The sequence below is a fragment of the Streptomyces caeruleatus genome (assembly GCF_001514235.1).
GTDB classification, from domain to species: Bacteria; Actinomycetota; Actinomycetes; order Streptomycetales; family Streptomycetaceae; genus Streptomyces; species Streptomyces caeruleatus.
Window position 1 is genome coordinate 31863 of sequence record NZ_KQ948949.1, and the last position, 18271, is coordinate 50133.

The following is an 18271-nucleotide window of genomic DNA, read 5'->3' on the forward strand; positions in this document are numbered from 1 at the left end:
CCTGTGCGGCATGGCGATCATCCACCGCACCACCCTCAAGCCCACCAAGCTCGAACTGCTCACCTCCTGGCTGCCCACCCGCCCCTGGTATGTCGGCACGGGCGAACCGGAGTTGACCAAGGCCGGTGGCTTCCGGCTGGACGACCCCGAGGGCGAGGTCGGCATCGAGTTCATGGTGGCCACGGACACCTCCGGCGCCGCCCCGGTCCCCTACCTCGTACCGCTCACCTACCGAGGCGCTCCCCTCCCCGGCGCCGAGCACGCCCTCGTCGGCACGATGGAGCACGGCGTGCTGGGCCCGCGCTGGGCCTACGACGGCGTCCACGACCCGGTGCTGGTCGCCCAGTTGCTGGCCCTGATCGAGGGCCGCGCCCAGGCGATGGCCCAGAGCATCAGCGACACCCCCGACCACGAGGTCGCCCCCGCCTACACCGGCGACGGCCTGCCCGCCGGCGACCGGCTCATGACGGCCACGGACGACCAGCACGGCACCGAGCTGCGCGCCTCCGACGGGGCGGCCCTGCGCCTGCACCGGGTCCTGCGAACCGACTTGGCGGTGCCCCAGGGGGCGGTCGGCCACCTCACCGGTGTCTGGCAGACGCCGGACTACACCCGGGCGCGAGCCCTGTTCGCCGTCCTGCACCCGGCCCCTCGGGGCTGAAGGAGGCCGCCTCACACACGGCCAGGTCGCCTGGCCTTCCTCGGCTCCCGTACCGCTAGAACATGGTGTTGTCGGTTAGAACATGGTGTTGTCGGTTAGAACATGGTGTTGTCGTTCGCGGACGTCGCCGGGACGTCCTGGATCACGTCCCAGTGCTCCACGATCTTCCCGTTCCGCACCCGGAACAGATCCAGGACGGCCTGCCCGCGCTCTCCCGGCGCGTTCACGTAGTGGCTGTGGACGGCGACCAGGTCGCCCTCGGCGATCACTCGCTTCGGCACGACCTTGAGCTGCGGAAACGCCTCGAAGTACGCCCCGAGCCCCGCCTTCACGCCCGCCACCCCGTCCGCGATGGTCGGGTTGTGCTGGTGGTACTCGGAACCCCAGTACCGGTCAATGGCCGAGAGGTCCTTGCGCACGAGCAGCTGGTCGAACGCCTTGGTCACGAGCCGCTCGTTGTAGGCGGTTGACCACGGTGCCCCCGGCTGCTCCGTCCGCGGCCAGCTCACCGTCGAGAACATGTCGTTGCCGTTGGCGGAGCCCTCCGGCACGTTCTGCCCCACGTCCCAGTGCTCGGCGATCTTCCCGCCCTGGAAGCGGAAGATGTCGAAGACGGCCTGGCCGCGCGTGCCGGGGGTCATGACGACGTTCGAGTGCACCAGCACCAGGTCCCCTTCGGAGACGACCCGCTTGATGTCGTACTCCGCGTCCGGGAACTGCTCGTGAATCAACTTGCCCAGGTTCTTCAGCGTCTCCGAGCCGTCCGGCGCCAGCGGGTTGTGCTGGATGTAGTCCGGCCGGACATAACGGTCGACGACCTCGGTGTCCCCCTGCTCGAACACGCCCTTCAGGACGCGGGCGGCGACGTACTTCTGATACGCGAGGCGCGCCTGGTCGCCGTAGCCGATCTGGTGCGCCGCGACGCTCGGCGGGGCAGCTACCGCGGGCGCGGCGGGGACGGCGAGGGCTACTGCCGCGAGCGCGGCGACAAGGGCCCTGCGGGCAGGAGAGGTGGGGGTCACGGTGCCCTCTTTCCGAGCATATTGAAACTTCAAGCTAGTACTCACCAGAGGAAAGCACTAACCAATGGTTAGCGTCAAGGATCAAGGTGCCCGGAACGGGGGAAGCGCTTGCCTAGAGCGCACTCCACGCGACTAGCGTGGAGTGCCATGAAGTACACGCAGCTCGGACGCACGGGACTCAAGGTCAGCCGGCTCGTCCTCGGCACCATGAACTTCGGTCCGCACACCGACGAGGCCGACAGCCACGCGATCATGGACACGGCGCTGGACGCAGGCATCAACTTCTTCGACACGGCGAACGTCTACGGCTGGGGCGACAACAAGGGCCGTACCGAGGAGATCATCGGCAACTGGCTCGCCAAGGGCGGCGAACGCCGCGAGAAGGTCGTCCTCGCCACCAAGGTCTACGGCAACATGGGCGCCGACGGCGAGGCGTGGCCCAACCACGACAAGCTGTCGGCCGTGAACATCCGGCGGGCCGTCGACGCGTCGCTCAAGCGGCTGCAGACCGACCACATCGACCTCTACCAGTTCCACCACGTCGACCGCGCCACTCCCTTCGAGGAGATCTGGCAGGCCATCGACGTCCTGGTCCAGCAGGGCAAGATCCTCTACGTCGGCTCGTCCAACTTCCCCGGCTACAAGATCGCCCAGGCCAACGAGGTCGCGGCCCGCCGCGGCGGCACCATCGGCCTGGTCAGCGAGCAGTGCCTCTACAACCTCTACGAGCGCCGCGCCGAGATGGAGGTCATCCCGGCCGCGCAGGAGTACGGCCTCGGCATCATCCCGTGGTCGCCGCTGCACGGCGGTGCGCTCGGCGGCGTGCTGAAGAAGGAGATCAAGGGCGGCCGGCGCAGCGAGGGGCGGGCCGCGGGCGCCATGTCCGGCCCCGAGGTGCACGCGAAGATCCAGGCCTACGAGGACCTGCTCGACAAGCACGGCCTGGAGCCCGGCGAGGCCGCCCTGGCCTGGCTGCTCACCCGCCCCGGCGTGACCGGCCCCATCGTCGGCCCCCGCACGGCCGAACAACTCGACTCCGCCCTGCGCGCGGTGGAACTGGAACTGAGCGACGAGCTCCTGGCAGGCCTGGACGAGATCTTCCCCGGCCCGGGCCCGTCTCCGGAGGCCTTCGCCTGGTAATGGGCCGCTGACTTGCGACGCTCCGGGGGGCGCGTGGCCTACTAGGGGCCGGCGCCCCAACGCCCCAAGGAGCGCACGTCGCCTGCTAAAGACCGGCGCCCCCAACCCCCAAGGGGCGCGGGGAACTGCGCGACAAGCCCCCACCGGCCCGCAGCCGAACGACGGGCCCCGCAGTCCCCCGGCGTGCCTACCTGCCTAGCTACCTAGCCGCCCAGCCACCTACCTGCCCAGCACCGCCGCCACCGCGACCAGCACGAACATCAGCACAAGCGCACCGGCCATGATCCGGTTCCGGGTTTTCGGGTCCACGGGACCGAGCCTAACCGGCCCCTTCCAGCGGCCAGCGGGCGACCACCTCGTACCGGGGCTGCTCGCCCGCCACCCCGGACTTCGGCAGATTGCTGCGCACCAGCGCCAGCTCGCCCACGGTCCAGGTCCGGCTGGTGAACTCCCCGAGGGCCTCGACGTACGGCCGCACGTCCACCGCCGACCGGCTCCGCGCCACCGTGAGGTGAGCCTTGTACCGCCGATGCTCCCCCATCGGCACCCCTGCCTTCCGCGCCGCCGCCTCACTCCGGTCCGCCAGCAGCCGCAACGCCGCCAGGTCCCCCTCCGCCCCGGCCCACAGCGCCCTGCCGTGCCCGAACTGGCCGCCGCCGCGCAGCGCCAGCGCGAAGGAGGCGGTGCGCCGCGCGGCCCGCTCCAGCCGCGCCGACAGATCCGGTACGAGGTCGTCGTCGACCTCGCCGTAGAAGGCCAGCGTGAAGTGCCATCCGGGGCGGCCGGTCCATCGCAGCCCGTCCGCGCCGGGCAGGTTCCGCAACTCGGCGACCTCGACGGCCAGTTCATCGGCCACGTCCTCGGGCGGCAGTACGGCGGCGAAGAGTCTCATGCATCCAGCCTGGCACCATGACGGGATGGAGATCACCATCAGGGACGGCGGACGCGACGACATCCCCGCGATACTCGGCATGCTCGACAGCTGCGTGGAGTGGCTCGTCGGGCAGGGACGCACCGGACAGTGGGGTACGGAGCCGCTGTCGCAGAACTCCAGGACGGTGGAGTCGGTGACCCGGCACATGCAAGAGGGCAGCGTCTTCATCGCTGAGGCCGGCGGCGTCCCGGCCGCCACCCTCACCCTCACCGACGCCCCCGGCGCCTACCTCGCCCACCTCCCGCCACCCGGCGAACCCGAGCGCTACATCCACTGGCTCGCCTCCGACCGCCGCTTCAAGGGCCACGGCGTGGGCAGCGCCCTGCTCAACCACGCCGCCGAGCAAACCCGCCGAGCGGGCGTCTCCCTGCTCCGCGTGGACTGCTACGCGGGCGCCGACGGCAAGCTGGTCCGCTACTACGAGAACAACGGCTTCGTCCGCACCGAGACGTACACGGGCAGGGACGACTGGCCGGGGCAGGTACTGGCACGGAGGGTCTAGCCACCTCCGGCCGCGACGTGACCATGACCACACGTGCCCCGGTCACCGTGCGTATCGTTGTACTGCGCGGCTGCACTCGTCCGAGGAGCAGCCGGGGAGGAGCGCCACGATGACCGTCCTTGACGACAGGATCGAGATGGCCGAGGAGCACGGCGAGCTGACTCTGGACGTCTTGTTCGAGTGCGTTCAGAAGATGCCCATCCCCGAGGGTACGAAGGTAGAGATCGTCGGGGGGAACATCTTCATGTCACCGCAGCGGCAGAACCACTGGGAGATCATCTTCGGCATCGCGAAGCAGTTGGACGCCAAGTACTCGCAAAAGCGCTTGGCATCGGACGTGCGGATCGATTTTCCCGGCCATCTGAACGGCTTCGCCTGCGATCTGGCGGCCATGGCCGAGCGGTCGGTGAAGGACAGCAAGGGCCGCTGGCGCTATCAGGACGTCGAATTCGTGGCCGAGGTCATCTCCAAGGACACGGCGGGCAACGACTACGGCCCGAAAAAGGAAACCTACGCCCTCGCCGAAGTGCCGGTGTACCTCATCGTGAACCCGTACACCGCGCAGTGGCACCTGCACACCCTGCCGAAGGACGGCCAGTACCACTCCGAGGTCAGCTTCGGATTCGGTGAAGAGATCGACCTGACCGGGACCGTCGTCGGCCTCGCCCTCAAGACCGACGAGTTCCCGCGCGACTGACTACGCAGCCGTGGCCAACTGCTCCTCCCGCTCCTCACGAGGAACGAACCGGGCGCGCGGACGCCCCTGATCCCATCCCACCGACAGCCGCAGTCCGCCCACGCGGGCCAGCACCAGGGCGATGACGACGGCCGCGGTCGCCGTGATCGCGCCGCCCACCGCCAGGCCCGCCCGGACGCCGTACGCGTCCGTGATCCAGCCGGCGATCGGGGCGCCGAGCGGGGCGCCGCCCATGAAGACCATCATGTACAGGGCCATCACCCGGCCCCGCATGCTCGGGTCGGTGGACATCTGGATGCTGCTGTTGGCGGTGACGTTGACCGTCATGCCGAACATGCCGATCGGGGCCATGAGCAGGGCGAACAGCCACAGGGAAGGGACGAACGCGGCGACGATCTCCATCACGCCGAAGGCCACCGCCCCCACGACCAGCACCCGCATCCGGGCCGTACCGCGCCGGGCCGCGAGCAGCGCGCCCGCCAGGGAGCCGACCGCCATCAGGGTGTTGAAGAGGCTGTAGGAGCCGGCGCCGGCATCGAAGACGTCGTCGGCGAAGGCGGAAAGGTAGACGGGGAAGTTGAAGCCGAAGGTGCTGACGAACCCGGCGAGGACGATCGTCCAGATCAGCTCGGGGCGCCCGGCGACATAGCGCAGGCCCTCCCGCAGCTGGCCCTTGCCGCGCGGCGCCCGCTGGACGTCGTACAGCTCACGCGTCCGCATCAGCAGCAGACCGGCGATGGGCGCGACGAAGGACAGGCCGTTGGCGAGGAACGCCCAGCCCGTGCCGACGCCGGTGATCATCAGGCCGGCCACGGCGGGACCGATCAGCCGGGCCGACTGGAAGTTCGCGGAGTTCAGGCTGACCGCGTTCTGCAGCTGGTCCGGATTGACCATCTCGCTGACGAAGGACTGACGGGCCGGGTTGTCGACGACCGTGGCGAGGCCGACCGCGAAGGCGGCCAGATAGACGTGCCAGACCGCGACATGACCGGTGAGGGTCAGGACGGCCAGCGCGATGCCGGTGAGGGCCATCGAGGACTGGGTGACCAGGAGCGTGCGCCGCTTGGGCAGCCGGTCGACGAGGACACCGCCGTAGAGACCGAAGAGCAGCATCGGCAGGAACTGCAGGGCCGTCGTGATGCCGACGGCCGTGGCGGAGCCGGTGAGGCTGAGCACCAGCCAGTCCTGGGCGATGCGCTGCATCCAGGTGCCGGTGTTGGAGACGACCTGGCCGAGGAAGTAGAGGCGGTAGTTCCTGACCTTCAGCGAGCTGAACATCGAGGACTTGCGGGGCTCGGGGGCGGGCGGGGAGTCGTGGGTGGTCGGTGCGGGGGCGGAGTCTGCTCCGGGTCCCGTACTCAAAAGGGTTCGCCTCCTCGTGACTGCTTACAGATGTGCGAGCTTCTCCAGCACGGGGGCGGCGGCGCGCAGTTTCGCCCACTCGTCCTCGTCCAGGCCCTCGACCAGGGTGGCCAGGAAGGCGTTGCGCTTGCGGCGGCTCTCCTCGAGCATCGCCTCGGCCTGCTCCGTCTTCGTGACGACCTTCTGGCGCCGGTCCTCGGGGTGCGGCTCCAGGCGGACCAGGCCCTTCGCCTCCAGCAGGGCGACGATGCGGGTCATCGACGGCGGCTGGACGTGCTCCTTGCGGGCGAGCTCACCGGGGGTGGCCTTGCCGCAGAGGGAGAGGGTGCCCAGCACCGACATCTCGGTGGGGCTCAGCGACTCGTCGACCCGCTGGTGCTTGAGCCGACGCGACAGTCGCATCACTGCGGAGCGCAGGGAGTTCACGGCGGCTACGTTGTCGCCATGGGTAAGGTCCGACATGTTCTTTAGAGTAACTCATTACTCTCGCTAAAGACCACCCGGAAATACAGAGGGCACGCAACGATGCCCGTGATGCTCGCCACTGAAGCGCGGCGTCACTCATATGGGTGATCCGGCAGCGGAACGTGACACACCGCACCGAAGAGTGCCGCGACCCTCGTGCCATGGGGACCAGCGTGCTCAGCCTGCGGATAGACCACGAGCTGCTCGAACGACTCAAGGAGCATGCGGCGAAAAGAGGAATGAGCGTCCAGGACTATGTCGTCCGGACGCTCATCCGCGATGACTTCGACGAGCGGTTCCAGTCCGCGGTCGAGGAGACCGAGAAGTTCTACGGCCTCACATGAGCCGCGCCCCCTAGGTCAGCCCCAGTGCCGGCATCAGGTAGTAGAAGGCGAAGACCGCCGCCACGACGTACATCGCCACCGGCACCTCACGCCCCCGCCCGGCGGCCAGGCGCAGCACCGCGAAGGTGATGAAGCCCATGCCGATGCCGTTGGTGATCGAGTAGGTGAACGGCATCATCAGCATCGTCACGAAGGCCGGGATCGCGACCGTGTAGTCGGCCCAGTCGATCTCCTTGACGGAGTTCGCCATGATCAGGAAGCCGACCGCGAGCAGGGCGGGGGTGGCCGCCTGGGACGGGACCATCGTGGCGACCGGTGTCAGGAACAGCGCCACGGCGAACAGGGCGCCGGTGATCACGTTCGCGAAACCGGTACGGGCGCCCTCGCCGACGCCGGCCGTGGACTCCACGAAGGCGGTGGTGGCCGAGGAGGAGCTGGCGCCGCCCGTGGCGACGGCGAGGCCGTCCACGAACAGCACCTTGTTGATGCCCGGCATCTGGCCCTGGGCGTCGGTCAGCTTCGCCTCGTCGCTGACGCCCATGATCGTGCCCATGGCGTCGAAGAAGCAGGACAGCAGGACGGTGAAGACGAAAAGGGTGCCGGTCAGCGCGCCGACCTTGTCGAAGCCGCCGAACAGGCTGAACTCTCCGATCAGGCCGAAGTCCGGGCTGGCGACCGGGTTGCCGGGCCACTTCGGGGTCGTCAGGCCCCAGGACGGCACGTTCGCGACGCCCTCGATGATCACGGCGAGCACCGTCATCGCGACGATCGAGATCAGGATCGCGCCGGAGACCTTGCGGACGATGAGCGCGAGGGTGAGCAGCGCGCCCAGGACGAAGACCAGGACCGGCCAGCCGTTGAGGTGACCGTCGCCGCCGAGCTGGAGGGGCACGGTCGTCTGGGCGACGTCCGGGATCCGGGAGACGAAGCCGGAGTCGACGAGGCCGATCAGCATGATGAACAGACCGATACCGATGGAGATGGCCTTGCGCAGGCTGTAGGGCACGGCGTTCATGACGCGCTCGCGCAGCCCCGTGGCGACGAGCAGCATGACCACGAAGCCGGCCAGGACCACCATGCCCATGGCGTCCGGCCAGGACATGCGCGGCGCCAGCTGGAGCGCGACGACCGAGTTCACGCCGAGTCCGGCGGCGAGCGCGATCGGTACGTTGCCGATGACGCCCATGAGGAGCGTGGTGAACGCCGCTGTCACGGCCGTCGCCGTCACCAGCTGTCCGTTGTCCAGCTGGTGGCCGTACATGTCCTTCGCGCTGCCGAGGATGATCGGGTTCAGCACGATGATGTAGGCCATCGCGAAGAAGGTGGCGAAACCGCCGCGGATTTCCCGGGACAGGGTGCTGCCCCGCTCCGAGATCTTGAAGTAGCGGTCGAGTGCGCCGTATGCGGGCATGCTTTGGCTGTTCCTACGAAGAGAAGTGGTCAGGCATAAACCGTTTCAGTATGAACATATAAAGCCGGAAACGGCGATCTCCGCGCGTAGACCCGCGTGGATCCGATCGCTTCGTACCTGGATCCGATCGCCTCGTAAGCTGTCCCCCATGGCGAAGTGGACCCCCAAGCACGAGGCGCCGGAGCCCCTGGAGGGCCCCGTGGTCGCCACCATCACCGGCGGCACGATCCTGTGGTTCGTCCTCTTCGTCGTCCAGCTCCCCTTCTACGGCTGGTTCGACGACCGCGACCTCACCTGGTGGGTGTGGACCTGCCTGGCCGGCGGCGGGCTCGGACTCATCGGCATCTGGTACGTCCGCAAGCGCGATGCCGCGCTCAAGCGGGCGGCCGCTCAGGAGGCCGCGGAGACCGGGTCCGAGACCGAGCAGTCACCGGCACCGTCCGCGGACTGACCACCGGCCACCCACCGGCCACCCACCGGCCGACCCACTGACCGACCCACTGACCGACCCGCCGTACGACCTCGGTACGACCCCCGTCCTCCCCCGGTCGGAACTTCCGCGCACTCGGCGGGTGAAGCCGTAAATCCGCACGTACCGTCGAATGCATGACGCATGCCGACGCGGGCACCGAAGTGGACAACGCCGTGCACCCCGCCACCGCCCCGGTGGCGACGGGCGGGCTGACCGCCGCCGAGGTGGCCGAGCGGGTCGCGCGGGGGCAGGTCAACGACGTGCCGGTGCGCAGCAGCCGGTCGATGGCGGACATCGTCCGCGCCAACGTCTTCACCCGGTTCAACGCGATCATCGGCGTGCTCTGGGTGATCATGCTGTTCGTCGCGCCGATCCAGGACAGCCTGTTCGGGTTCGTGATCCTCGCCAACACCGGCATCGGGATCATCCAGGAGTGGCGGGCGAAGAAGACCCTCGACTCGCTCGCGGTGATCGGCGAGGCCCGGCCCACGGTGCGGCGCGACGGGGTCGCCGCCGAGGTCAGCACGTCCGAGATCGTGCTGGACGACCTGATAGAGATCGGGCCGGGGGACAAGGCCGTCGTGGACGGGGTGTGCGTCGAGGCCGACGGGCTGGAGATCGACGAGTCGCTGCTCACCGGGGAGGCCGACCCGGTCGTCAAGCGGCCCGGGGACCAGGTGCTGTCCGGCAGTTTCGTCGTCGCCGGGGGCGGTGCCTTCCAGGCCACCAAGGTCGGCCGCGAGGCCTACGCCGCCCAGCTCGCCGAGGAGGCCTCCCGCTTCACACTCGTCCACTCCGAGCTGCGCTCCGGCATCTCCACGATCCTCAAGTACGTGACGTGGATGATGATCCCGGCCGCGACGGGCCTGATCATCACCCAGCTCGTCGTCAAGGACAACGAGCTCGACGACTCGATCGCCCGGACCGTCGGCGGCATCGTGCCCATGGTCCCCGAGGGGCTCGTGCTCCTCACCTCCGTCGCCTTCGCCATCGGCGTCATCCGGCTCGGCCGCCAGCAGTGCCTGGTCCAGGAACTCCCCGCCATCGAGGGCCTCGCCCGCGTCGACACCGTCTGCCTCGACAAGACCGGCACCCTCACCGAGGGCGGCATGGACGTCACCGAGCTGCGGCCCCTGAGCGGCAACGACGAGGACTACATACGCAAGGTGCTGGGCGCCCTCGGCGAGTCCGACCCCCGCCCGAACGCCTCCCTCCAGGCCGTCATCGACGCCTACCCCGACGCCGAGGACTGGCGCTGCACCGAGTCCCTGCCCTTTTCCTCCGCCCGCAAGTACAGCGGCGCCACCTTCAGCGAGGGCAACGGCGAGGCCGGCACCTGGCTGCTGGGCGCCCCCGACGTACTCCTGCCCGCCGACGACCCGGCACTGGCCGAAACCGATCGGCTGAACGAACAGGGACTGCGCGTCCTGCTGCTCGCCCGCGCCGGCCGCGACCTCGACGATCCCGACGTGGCGGACGGCGCCAAGCCCGCCGCCCTCGTCGTACTGGAACAGCGGCTGCGGCCCGACGCCGCCGACACCCTGCGCTACTTCGCCGAGCAGAACGTCCGCGCCAAGGTGATCTCCGGGGACAACGCGGTGTCCGTGGGCGCGGTCGCGACCAAGCTCGGGCTGACCGGGACGACGGTCGACGCGCGCCGGATCCCGCAGGACAGGGACGGGATGGCGACGGCCCTCGACGACGGCACGGTGTTCGGGCGGGTCACCCCGCAGCAGAAGCGGGACATGGTCGGCGCGCTCCAGTCCCACGGGCACACCGTCGCCATGACCGGCGACGGCGTGAACGACGTCCTCGCCCTGAAGAACGCCGACATCGGCGTGGCGATGGGCTCGGGGTCGGAGGCGACCCGGGCCGTCGCCCAGATCGTGCTGCTGAACAACAGCTTCGCGACGCTGCCGTCGGTGGTCGCGGAGGGGCGGCGGGTGATCGGCAACATCACGCGGGTCGCGACGCTGTTCCTCGTCAAGACCGTCTACTCGGTGCTGCTGGCGCTGATGGTGGTGTGCACGCAGGTGGAGTACCCCTTCCTGCCGCGCCATCTGACCCTGCTCTCCACCCTCACGATCGGCGTCCCGGCCTTCTTCCTGGCCCTCGCGCCCAACAGGGAGCGCGCGAAACCCCACTTCGTGCGGCGGGTCATGCGGTACGCGATCCCGGGCGGGGTGGTGGCCTCGGTGGCGACGTTCACGACGTATCTGATTGCCCGTCACCACTACACCGGGGAAGGCTCGTTGGACGCGGAGACCAGCGTCGCCACGCTGACGCTCTTCCTGATCTCGATGTGGGTGCTGGCCATCATCGCCCGCCCCTACACCTGGTGGCGGATCGCCCTGGTGGCCGCGATGGGGTTCGGGTTCCTGCTGGTGCTGGTGGTGCCGTGGCTGCAGGAGTTCTTCGCGCTGCGGCTCGTCGGGGTGACGATGCCGTGGATCGCGGTGGGGATCGCGGGGGTGGCGGCGGCCGCCCTGGAGTTCACCTGGAGGTGGGTCGACCGCCGCTTCCCGGCGTAGCAGTTACGGCAGCAGTTACTGCAGCAGTTACTGCACGTCGACGAAGTCGCCCGCAGCCGTGGCCGCCGGGGTCGTCGTCGTGCCCGCGAAGGTGTAGCGGAAGTAGCCGTCCTGGGTGGCCTTGACCGTGGTCTTGAGGTTGCCCGTGGCGTCGGTCTTGATGGTCTTGACCGTCGTGTAGGTGTTGCTGTTCTTCTTGCGGAACTGGAGCTTCACCGGCTGCCCGACATAGCCGTTGTACGTGCCGCGGTCCCAGTTGGCGCGGGAGAGCTTGCCGGTGACCGTGATGGTCTTGCCCTTCTTCACCGGCTCCGGCGCGGCGTTGACCGTCAGCTTGGATGAGCGCTGCATCAGCGTGGTGCCGAGGCCGCTCTGGCTCTTGTAGCCGACCTTGGTGATGTCGAAGGTCTCGCCGCCCGGATTCTGGCCGTTGAAGGCGGTGGCCTCGGCGGCCGCCCGCCACGTCCCGGCGTCCGTGTTGACCAGCTCGTGGTCACCCGGGTAGACGTCGATGGTGCCCTTGCAGTTGGCGGTGGTCGCGGAGGTCGCGGTGCACTTGGCCGGCTTGTTGCCGTAGAGCATGTTGTCCGGCGCGGTGGCGGAACCCCGGTAGATGACGGGGTCGGTGATGAAGTCCGCGGCGGTGATCTTGACGTCCTCGCCGTGGGTCAGCGTGTACGTCACCGTGGTGGAGACGTGGTTGGTCGTGCCGACCTTGACCGCCTTGGCGATCTTGAAGTTGGAGAAGGAGACGTTCAGGGCGTACGGCTTGCCCTCGGCGGCCGGGGCCCTGTCGGACGCGGCGAGCGCGGCCTGGCGGACCTTCGCGACGTCCGCGCGGTAGGAGGCGGCGGTGTCGTCGGCCTGGGCGGCCGGCACAGCGAGGGCGGAGAGGGCCAGGGCGCCGGAGACGGCGGCCACGGTGGCTCTGATGCGCATGCGTTCCCCTGCTACGGAAAGGGGGCCCCGCTGGTCGTCGTTCCCTGCACTGCTGGTCACATCGGGGCCCGGGTGATCGTGGGACCTGTTGGTCCATGTGATCAGATAGGCGCCGGGCGTCGCCGGTTGTGCGGCGCGGTCGGAATCTTCGTGAGCTTCGTCACGAACTCCCTTGTGTCACAGGGAGTTCGTGACGCGAGCCCGGCCCGTCTTACGGCCTTACCGCTCCGGGGACTACTTCACGTCGACGAAGTCACCCGCGGCGCTGACCGCCGGGGTGGTCGAGGTGCCCGCGAAGGAGTAGCGGAAGTAGCCGTCCTGGGTGGCCTTGACCGTGGTCTTCAGGTCGCCCGTCGTGGACGTCTTGATGGTCTTGACCGTGGTGTAGGTGCTGCTGCTCTTCTTGCGGAACTGGAGCTTCACCGGCTGGGTCGAGTAGCCGTTGTACGTGCCGCGGTCCCAGTTGGCGCGGGTCAGCTTGCCGGTGACCGTGATGGTCTTGCCCTTCTTCACGGGCTCCGGGGAGGCGTTGACCGTGAGCTTCGACAGGCGCTGCACGTTGAAGCTCTTGGCGTTGTCCTTCTGGACGTAGTCGGCGTCCTTGCCCGCCGCGATGGCCCAGACCTTCCAGCCGCCGGCCACGCTGTTGATCAGGTTGTAGCCGGGGCGGAGGTCGAAGCTGGACTTGCAGTTCGACGTCGTGGCGCTGACCCGCGTGCAGCTGGCGCGGCCGTCGCTGCTGTTGGCGACGGCGCCGGAGTCGGAGCTGTCGATGTTCGCACCGTGGTACAGGATCGCCTGGGCCCAGTCGACGCCCGAGCTGTCCTTGACGGTGAAGGACACGGTGATGGTCTTCTTCGCGGTCGAGCCGACGACCGCCGCCTTGCCACCGTTCACCACGACGTTCGAGATCGTCGTGTCGCCCTCGACCTCGTCGGCCTGCGCGGCCGGCACGGCAAGAGCGGAAAGGGCCAGGGCGCCGGTCACGACGCCGAGGGTGGCACGCATGCGCATGTATGTGTTCCCCACGTGGAGAGGGTCCCGCCGCCCGCCGCGCCTGTGGCTCGTGGGGCGGAACGGGACCCAAGTGATCAGAGGGTCTGTTGACCCACGTGATCAGATTCGCGAGACATACGAATGGTTGTACGGCTCGTGAGAAATTTGTGCGGGAAATTTCAAGATCCGGCGAAGCGGCCGCCTCAGTCGAACCACCGGTCCCGAGCCAGCTCCCCCGTCCGTGACGGGTCCTCCAGCAGGGCCGCCACCTCGAACCGCCGGGGCCACTGGCCCGCCGCCCACGCGAGACCCGCGGCGACGCCCTCCAGGGTGGCGGCGTGCAGGGCGCCGTCGTGGGTGAGGCGCCAGTCGATCTCCACGCCGTCGACGACGAGTTCCTCGTGCTCGACGTACGACTCCGGGGTCCGCGCGCCGAGCAGGACCCGCACCGACTCCGGTACGTCGTGCTCGGTGCCCTCGCTGGTCACCTCGCCGGTGACGGACTCGCTCAGCCGCCGGACCTGGAACAGCTCGGCCAGCTCGGCGGCCCGCGCCGGCCGGACCGGCAGCAGCGGCACGCCCTCGGTGAAGGGCAGCAGGTCCGGCGAGTCGACGACCACCGCGTCGGCCGCGTCCACGACCTCGACCCGCCCGTCGACGACGGCCCGCAGCTCGTCCGGCAGGGTCACCTGGTCGGGGTCCAGGTCGGCCAAGGCACCGTACAGAGCGTGCAGTTGAGCGGAGGTGACGGGGCGGTCGGGGTCGGCGAGGCGGTCAAGGAGCTCGGCGGCGCCGCCCGGCTCGTCGAGCAGCGCGGCGACGGAGGTGCGCACGCCGAGGGCCCGCAGCACCTGTTCGTCGTCGAAGCCGGTGGCGTCGGCCTCTTCGTACAGGCCGCGCAGGAGCGGGTCACCGCCGGAGGCGAGGAGTCCGGCCGGGCGGCGGCCGTCCAGCACCGGGTTGCCGCGCAGCCACCAGGCCGTGTACGGCCGTACGACCTCGTGCGTGCCGTCGGGCAGCAGGATCCGCACCTGCTGGGTCAGCGCGTCCCGCAGGGGCGGCTGGGCGAGCAGGGCGAGGGCCTGCGGCCACTTGTCGTCGTCGACCAGGTCCAGATCGCGTACGGCGATGAGCTCGGTGGCGACGGGCGGTACGGGCGTGTCCGGGAAGCGGTCGAGGATGTCCTCGCACCAGACGTCGACCGCGTCCAGCAGGCCGGCGTCGTCGGGCTCGGCGAAGTCCCCTTCGCGGGGCTCCAGTTCATCCGGGTCGAGGACGACGTCGGCGGCCCGGACGAGCGCGAAGTTGGCGAGGACCCCGCAGGCGGCGAGCGGCTGCTCGCCCCACTTGTCGGCCAGTTCGGCGTCCACGGTGGCGAGTTCGTCCTCCCGCATGACCTGCGCGAAGGGACTGCCGGGCAGCACCAGCTCACCGGCCGGCGCGAGCTCCCCCTCCTCGTCGGGCAGCGCGAGCGCGCCCAGCCACGGCTCGTCACCGGGCTCCAGGCCCGCGTCCCGCACGAGCGCGAGCACGGTGTCGGCCAGCTCGTCGGCGTCCGGCACGTCCTCCTCCCAGCTGACGCCACCGTCGTCGTCCAGGGAGGCGGCGACGGCGGCCCGCACCTGGGGTGTGGTGAGGACCGCGCGGGGCGTGGCCGGCAGGGCGCCGAGCTTCTCCAGGAGCGGATGCGCGGCGTCCGGGTGGGCGACCTTGAGGCCGAGACGGGTGAGGATCTCGGGGTCGACGGGGGCGCCGTCGGAGGTGGGGAGCAGGATCTGCCGCGGCCCGATGGTGGTCCGCCCGTCGGCCAACGGCACCGGCAGCCCGGACAGGCGGTCCGGGTCGACCCCGGCGAGGCTGTCGTAGAGCCGCCGCCACCAGCCCGGCTCCTTCTCCAGCCCGGCCAGCCGGTCGACGGCGTCGGTGAGCGGGACCCGGGCGACCCCCAACGTCCTTAGCTCCACGCGCCGTTCCAGCCCGGCGGGCAGCAGCGTCGGCAGCACCTCGGCCAGCACCCGCACGGTGTCGGCACCGGCGCCCTCGACGACCTCGGCGTCACGAGGGCGGAGGGACTCGGGCAGGTCGTCGGAGTCGTGTTCACGCGGCTCGACGGCGGGCGGCAGGAAGGAAGTCCGGGGCAGCCGCTCCAGGATCGCCTGCCGCAGGGCCCCGTCCAGCTCCCCCTTCCCCAGCGGCCCGGGCACGAGGCCGATGATGCCCTCGCCCACCGGACGCCAGTCCCCGAGCAGTTCGGCGTACGCGTCCGCCGCCCGCTGCACCAGGAAGTCGGTGAGCGGGCCGGGGGCGGCGTGGCGGCGGGTGGTGTCCAGGGGGAACGAGGCGATGAGGAGGGCGGGGACGCCGAGGGGCTCGTCGCTGGGCGTGGGCGCGTGGACGACGGGGGCGGTGCGGGGCCGGGCGGGCGCGCTGTCGGCGGCGTTGACGGGCACGGCCCAGGTGAGCGACCAGTGCGGGCGCAGCCGCTCCTCCACCGGCCGGTCGGCGAGCAGCTCGGGGGTGAGCGGGCCGTCGGCGGCGGACGTACGCCAGTGGGTGACGCTCTCGACGCCGTCGCGGGAGTCCTCCACGACCGTGAAGGGGCCGTCGGTCCGGCGGCGCAGCGTGCGCGGGGCGTCGTCGTTCACCTCGATCACGACCTCCTCAAGCCCGGGCAGGGCGAGGAGCAGGGCGTCGTCGACGGCGTGCAGCAGCCGCTCGGCGAGATCCGCGGCCGCGGTGTCGCGCAGCGGGAGGATGACGGCGGTGTCGTACGGATCGGGGGCGGTGCCCTCGGCGGCGAACGGCAGCCGCAGGACCGGCACCTGCCCGTCCCGACGCCGGATCTCGTCACCCAGCCCCGGGCTGTGCCGCGCGGTCTCCCGGGCCAGCTCCCGGGCCTCGGCGAGGGACCACCGCACTCCGCCGTGCCGCCCGACGACGGCGGGCTCGTCGGTGACGGAGACGACGGCGGCGAACCCGACACCGAAGCGCCCCACGGAAGCAGTCGAAGCGGTGTTAGCCGTGGAAGCGGTGTTAGCCGTGGAAGCGGTGGAAACCGTGTCCCGCTTGGCCGAGGCCCGCAGGGTGGACAGTGACTCGACGCCGCCCGCGTCCAGCGGAGCACCCGTGTTGGCGGCGACGAGAACACCCTCACGGAGGGTGAGCCGCAGCCGCCCGGCCACCCCGGCCCGCGCCGCGGCGTCGGCGGCGTTCTGAGCGAGCTCGACGACGAGCCGGTCCCGGTACCCGCCGAGGACGAGGTCCTCCTCGGCGTTGGCGTCCTCCCGGAAACGGGCGGGACTGGTGGCCCAGGCGTCCAGGACTCCGCGCCGCAGCCGGGCCGTACCGAAGGGGTCGGCGCCTTCGGCCGCGGGCCGCACGAACTTGCTCACGTTGACTCTCCTCATCGGCGTGATGTTGAAGGTACCGCTTGCTGAAGCGACACGGGCATGCCGACCGTCGCGGGTACGCGGCGCCCGGAGGTGGGCGCGGTCCGTCACAGGCGGATGACGACCAGGGCTATGTCGTCACGGGCCCCGCTGGCGACGCTGAGGCGGGCCAGCAAGTCGTCAGCGAGCTGGCCGGGCGCGAGGGTGCTGTCCCGGGACAGGGCTGAGAGCAGGCGGGCCAGGCTGGCGTCGATGTCCTCGTCGTGGCGTTCGATGAGACCGTCGGTGTACAGGACGAGGGTGTCGCCGGGCGTGTAGGGCAGGCCGGCCTGGGGGCGGGGGACGTGGTAGGGGCGGGCGCCGAGAGGCGGATCCGTGGCCTGGTCCAGCAGCTCGCAGGCCCCGCTGGGGTGAACCAGGACGGGCGGCAGGTGGCCCGCGTTGCTGTAGACGATCAGCCTGCTGCGGGTGTCGATGAGTACCTTGACCGCGGTCGCGGCTGTCGCGCCTTCGATGGAGCGGGCGTAGAGGCCGAGGACCTCCAGGGCCTGGGCGGGGCTGGGGATGGCGCGAATGGCCGCGCTCAGGGCGCTGCGGAGCATGCCCATGACGGCCGCCGCCTGGAGGCCGTGGCCGACGACGTCTCCGACCGCCGCGGCGTAGCGGTCGGGGGGCAGGTCGACGACGTCGTACCAGTCGCCGCACACGTTGAGCGAGGTGGCCGCGGGCAGGTACCGCACGGCGATGTTGTCGTAGTGCTGGTGCAGGTCGGGGGCCTGGAGCATGGCTTCCTGCAGGGCGACGGCCACCTGGCGTTCCCGGGCGTGGGCCTGGCGCAGTTCCTGGTTGAGCCGTTGCAGTTCGCGGGCCCGCCCGTAGAGCTCGGCCGCCATGCCCTTTTCCCGGTCGGTGAGCTCTTCGGTGAGCTGGCTCGCCCAGCGTGAGCGGACGAATGCGGTGACGTCCTCGGACCGCTGGACGATCCATGCCACCGTGCCGTCCGGCCCGGGGATCGGGGTGTGGATGTCGGACCACCACCGCTCGTCGAAGCCGCTCGGCTGGTCGGAGTCGGGGATGTCGTACCGCTGCAGCACCAGGGTGTCCGGGGCCCCCGTGTCCAGGACCCGTTGCAGTGACTCCTTGAGGGTGCGTTCCGCGTCGCCGGGGGTGCTGGGGTTTTCCGGCAGGGCGTCGAAGAAGTACTTCCCGATCAGCTCTTCCCTGGTCCGCCGGGTGGCCTGCAGGTATGCCGGGTTGGCGTAGCGGATCACCAGGCCCCTGTCCATCACGAGGAGTGGGCTGGGCGTGGCTTCGAAGAAGGCCGTGAAGCTGATGTCCGCTGCCATGGTGTGTGCGCCCTCTGCAGCCGGCGAGCACGACTGCCGTCCACTACCAATCTACGAGCA

Annotated in this window: 16 protein-coding genes; 7 read left to right on the plus strand and 9 right to left on the minus strand. The window is 70.1% G+C overall.

Features of this window, described 5'->3' with window-relative positions; genetic code table 11:
- Positions 1-10: 10 nt before the first annotated feature.
- Positions 11-661: a maltokinase N-terminal cap-like domain-containing protein gene (locus AQJ67_RS42670; protein ID WP_062725298.1), complete on the plus strand. Its 651-nt coding sequence runs from the start codon at positions 11-13 to the stop codon at positions 659-661.
- 95 nt (positions 662-756) lie between these two features.
- Here the strand turns inward: AQJ67_RS42670 and AQJ67_RS42675 are convergent, their stop codons facing one another.
- A complete protein-coding gene (locus AQJ67_RS42675) occupies positions 757-1683 on the minus strand; it encodes a nuclear transport factor 2 family protein (RefSeq protein WP_062725300.1) in 927 nt (308 codons plus the stop codon).
- Positions 1684-1830: 147 nt separating this feature from the next.
- Here AQJ67_RS42675 and AQJ67_RS42680 point away from each other — a divergent pair, with 147 nt between their 5' ends.
- On the plus strand, positions 1831-2823 hold the full coding sequence (locus AQJ67_RS42680) for an aldo/keto reductase (RefSeq protein ID WP_062725303.1): 993 nt from the start codon (positions 1831-1833) through the stop codon (positions 2821-2823).
- 319 nt (positions 2824-3142) lie between these two features.
- Here the strand turns inward: AQJ67_RS42680 and thpR are convergent, their stop codons facing one another.
- A complete protein-coding gene (gene thpR / locus AQJ67_RS42685; protein ID WP_062725305.1) occupies positions 3143-3715 on the minus strand; it encodes an RNA 2',3'-cyclic phosphodiesterase in 573 nt (190 codons plus the stop codon).
- Positions 3716-3740: 25 nt separating this feature from the next.
- Here thpR and AQJ67_RS42690 point away from each other — a divergent pair, with 25 nt between their 5' ends.
- On the plus strand, positions 3741-4259 hold the full coding sequence (locus AQJ67_RS42690; protein ID WP_062725306.1) for a GNAT family N-acetyltransferase: 519 nt from the start codon (positions 3741-3743) through the stop codon (positions 4257-4259).
- A 109-nt stretch (positions 4260-4368) separates the two neighbouring features.
- The gene (locus AQJ67_RS42695; protein ID WP_062725309.1) at positions 4369-4956 is read left to right on the plus strand and encodes a Uma2 family endonuclease; all 588 of its coding nucleotides are present in this window, start codon (positions 4369-4371) and stop codon (positions 4954-4956) included.
- On the opposite strand, the gene AQJ67_RS42700 is transcribed toward AQJ67_RS42695, so the two are convergent.
- Positions 4957-6318 (minus strand): MFS transporter, encoded by a 1362-nt coding sequence (locus AQJ67_RS42700; protein ID WP_107123139.1) that lies wholly within the window; start codon positions 6316-6318, stop codon positions 4957-4959.
- Between the two features lie 24 nt (positions 6319-6342).
- Positions 6343-6780, minus strand: coding sequence for a MarR family winged helix-turn-helix transcriptional regulator (locus AQJ67_RS42705; protein ID WP_062725313.1), 438 nt, complete (start codon positions 6778-6780; stop codon positions 6343-6345).
- A 164-nt stretch (positions 6781-6944) separates the two neighbouring features.
- On the opposite strand from AQJ67_RS42705, the gene AQJ67_RS42710 reads away from it, so the two are divergent.
- Positions 6945-7127: a ribbon-helix-helix protein, CopG family gene (locus tag AQJ67_RS42710; RefSeq protein WP_030048376.1), complete on the plus strand. Its 183-nt coding sequence runs from the start codon at positions 6945-6947 to the stop codon at positions 7125-7127.
- 10 nt (positions 7128-7137) lie between these two features.
- Here AQJ67_RS42710 and AQJ67_RS42715 read toward each other — a convergent pair whose 3' ends face one another.
- Positions 7138-8538, minus strand: a complete 1401-nt coding sequence (locus tag AQJ67_RS42715; protein ID WP_062725315.1) for an NCS2 family permease — start codon at positions 8536-8538, stop codon at positions 7138-7140.
- A 148-nt stretch (positions 8539-8686) separates the two neighbouring features.
- On the opposite strand from AQJ67_RS42715, the gene AQJ67_RS42720 reads away from it, so the two are divergent.
- Together AQJ67_RS42720 and AQJ67_RS42725 are read left to right on the plus strand one after the other, a co-directional pair.
- Positions 8687-8989: a DUF2530 domain-containing protein gene (locus AQJ67_RS42720; RefSeq protein WP_062725317.1), complete on the plus strand. Its 303-nt coding sequence runs from the start codon at positions 8687-8689 to the stop codon at positions 8987-8989.
- Between the two features lie 155 nt (positions 8990-9144).
- The gene (locus tag AQJ67_RS42725) at positions 9145-11541 is read left to right on the plus strand and encodes an HAD-IC family P-type ATPase (RefSeq protein WP_062725319.1); all 2397 of its coding nucleotides are present in this window, start codon (positions 9145-9147) and stop codon (positions 11539-11541) included.
- A 27-nt stretch (positions 11542-11568) separates the two neighbouring features.
- On the opposite strand, the gene AQJ67_RS42730 is transcribed toward AQJ67_RS42725, so the two are convergent.
- The 4 genes from AQJ67_RS42730 to AQJ67_RS42745 all read right to left on the minus strand — a co-directional run bounded on the left by AQJ67_RS42730 (position 11569) and on the right by AQJ67_RS42745 (position 18211).
- Positions 11569-12480 (minus strand): hypothetical protein, encoded by a 912-nt coding sequence (locus AQJ67_RS42730; protein WP_062725321.1) that lies wholly within the window; start codon positions 12478-12480, stop codon positions 11569-11571.
- Positions 12481-12714: 234 nt separating this feature from the next.
- Positions 12715-13494 (minus strand): hypothetical protein, encoded by a 780-nt coding sequence (locus AQJ67_RS42735; RefSeq protein WP_062725324.1) that lies wholly within the window; start codon positions 13492-13494, stop codon positions 12715-12717.
- Between the two features lie 185 nt (positions 13495-13679).
- Positions 13680-16868, minus strand: a complete 3189-nt coding sequence (locus tag AQJ67_RS42740) for a sacsin N-terminal ATP-binding-like domain-containing protein (RefSeq protein WP_062725326.1) — start codon at positions 16866-16868, stop codon at positions 13680-13682.
- A 104-nt stretch (positions 16869-16972) separates the two neighbouring features.
- Positions 16973-18211 carry a PP2C family protein-serine/threonine phosphatase gene (locus tag AQJ67_RS42745; protein ID WP_062725328.1) on the minus strand — a complete coding sequence of 413 codons (1239 nt, stop codon included), beginning with the start codon at positions 18209-18211 and terminating at the stop codon, positions 16973-16975.
- Positions 18212-18271: the final 60 nt, after the last annotated feature.

What these genes read in the sequence shown, in the direction of transcription:
- AQJ67_RS42670 (WP_062725298.1), top strand. Translation starts at nt 11, where the DNA reads ATGGCGATCATCCACCGCACCACCCTCAAGCCCACCAAGCTCGAACTG.
- AQJ67_RS42695 (WP_062725309.1), top strand. Translation starts at nt 4,369, where the DNA reads ATGACCGTCCTTGACGACAGGATCGAGATGGCCGAGGAGCACGGCGAG.
- AQJ67_RS42715 (WP_062725315.1), bottom strand. Translation starts at nt 8,538, where the DNA reads ATGCCCGCATACGGCGCACTCGACCGCTACTTCAAGATCTCGGAGCGG.
- AQJ67_RS42720 (WP_062725317.1), top strand. Translation starts at nt 8,687, where the DNA reads ATGGCGAAGTGGACCCCCAAGCACGAGGCGCCGGAGCCCCTGGAGGGC.
- thpR (WP_062725305.1), bottom strand. Translation starts at nt 3,715, where the DNA reads ATGAGACTCTTCGCCGCCGTACTGCCGCCCGAGGACGTGGCCGATGAA.
- AQJ67_RS42745 (WP_062725328.1), bottom strand. Translation starts at nt 18,211, where the DNA reads ATGGCAGCGGACATCAGCTTCACGGCCTTCTTCGAAGCCACGCCCAGC.
- AQJ67_RS42680 (WP_062725303.1), top strand. Translation starts at nt 1,831, where the DNA reads ATGAAGTACACGCAGCTCGGACGCACGGGACTCAAGGTCAGCCGGCTC.
- AQJ67_RS42725 (WP_062725319.1), top strand. Translation starts at nt 9,145, where the DNA reads ATGACGCATGCCGACGCGGGCACCGAAGTGGACAACGCCGTGCACCCC.
- AQJ67_RS42710 (WP_030048376.1), top strand. Translation starts at nt 6,945, where the DNA reads ATGGGGACCAGCGTGCTCAGCCTGCGGATAGACCACGAGCTGCTCGAA.
- AQJ67_RS42735 (WP_062725324.1), bottom strand. Translation starts at nt 13,494, where the DNA reads ATGCGCATGCGTGCCACCCTCGGCGTCGTGACCGGCGCCCTGGCCCTT.
- AQJ67_RS42690 (WP_062725306.1), top strand. Translation starts at nt 3,741, where the DNA reads ATGGAGATCACCATCAGGGACGGCGGACGCGACGACATCCCCGCGATA.
- AQJ67_RS42730 (WP_062725321.1), bottom strand. Translation starts at nt 12,480, where the DNA reads ATGCGCATCAGAGCCACCGTGGCCGCCGTCTCCGGCGCCCTGGCCCTC.
- AQJ67_RS42705 (WP_062725313.1), bottom strand. Translation starts at nt 6,780, where the DNA reads ATGTCGGACCTTACCCATGGCGACAACGTAGCCGCCGTGAACTCCCTG.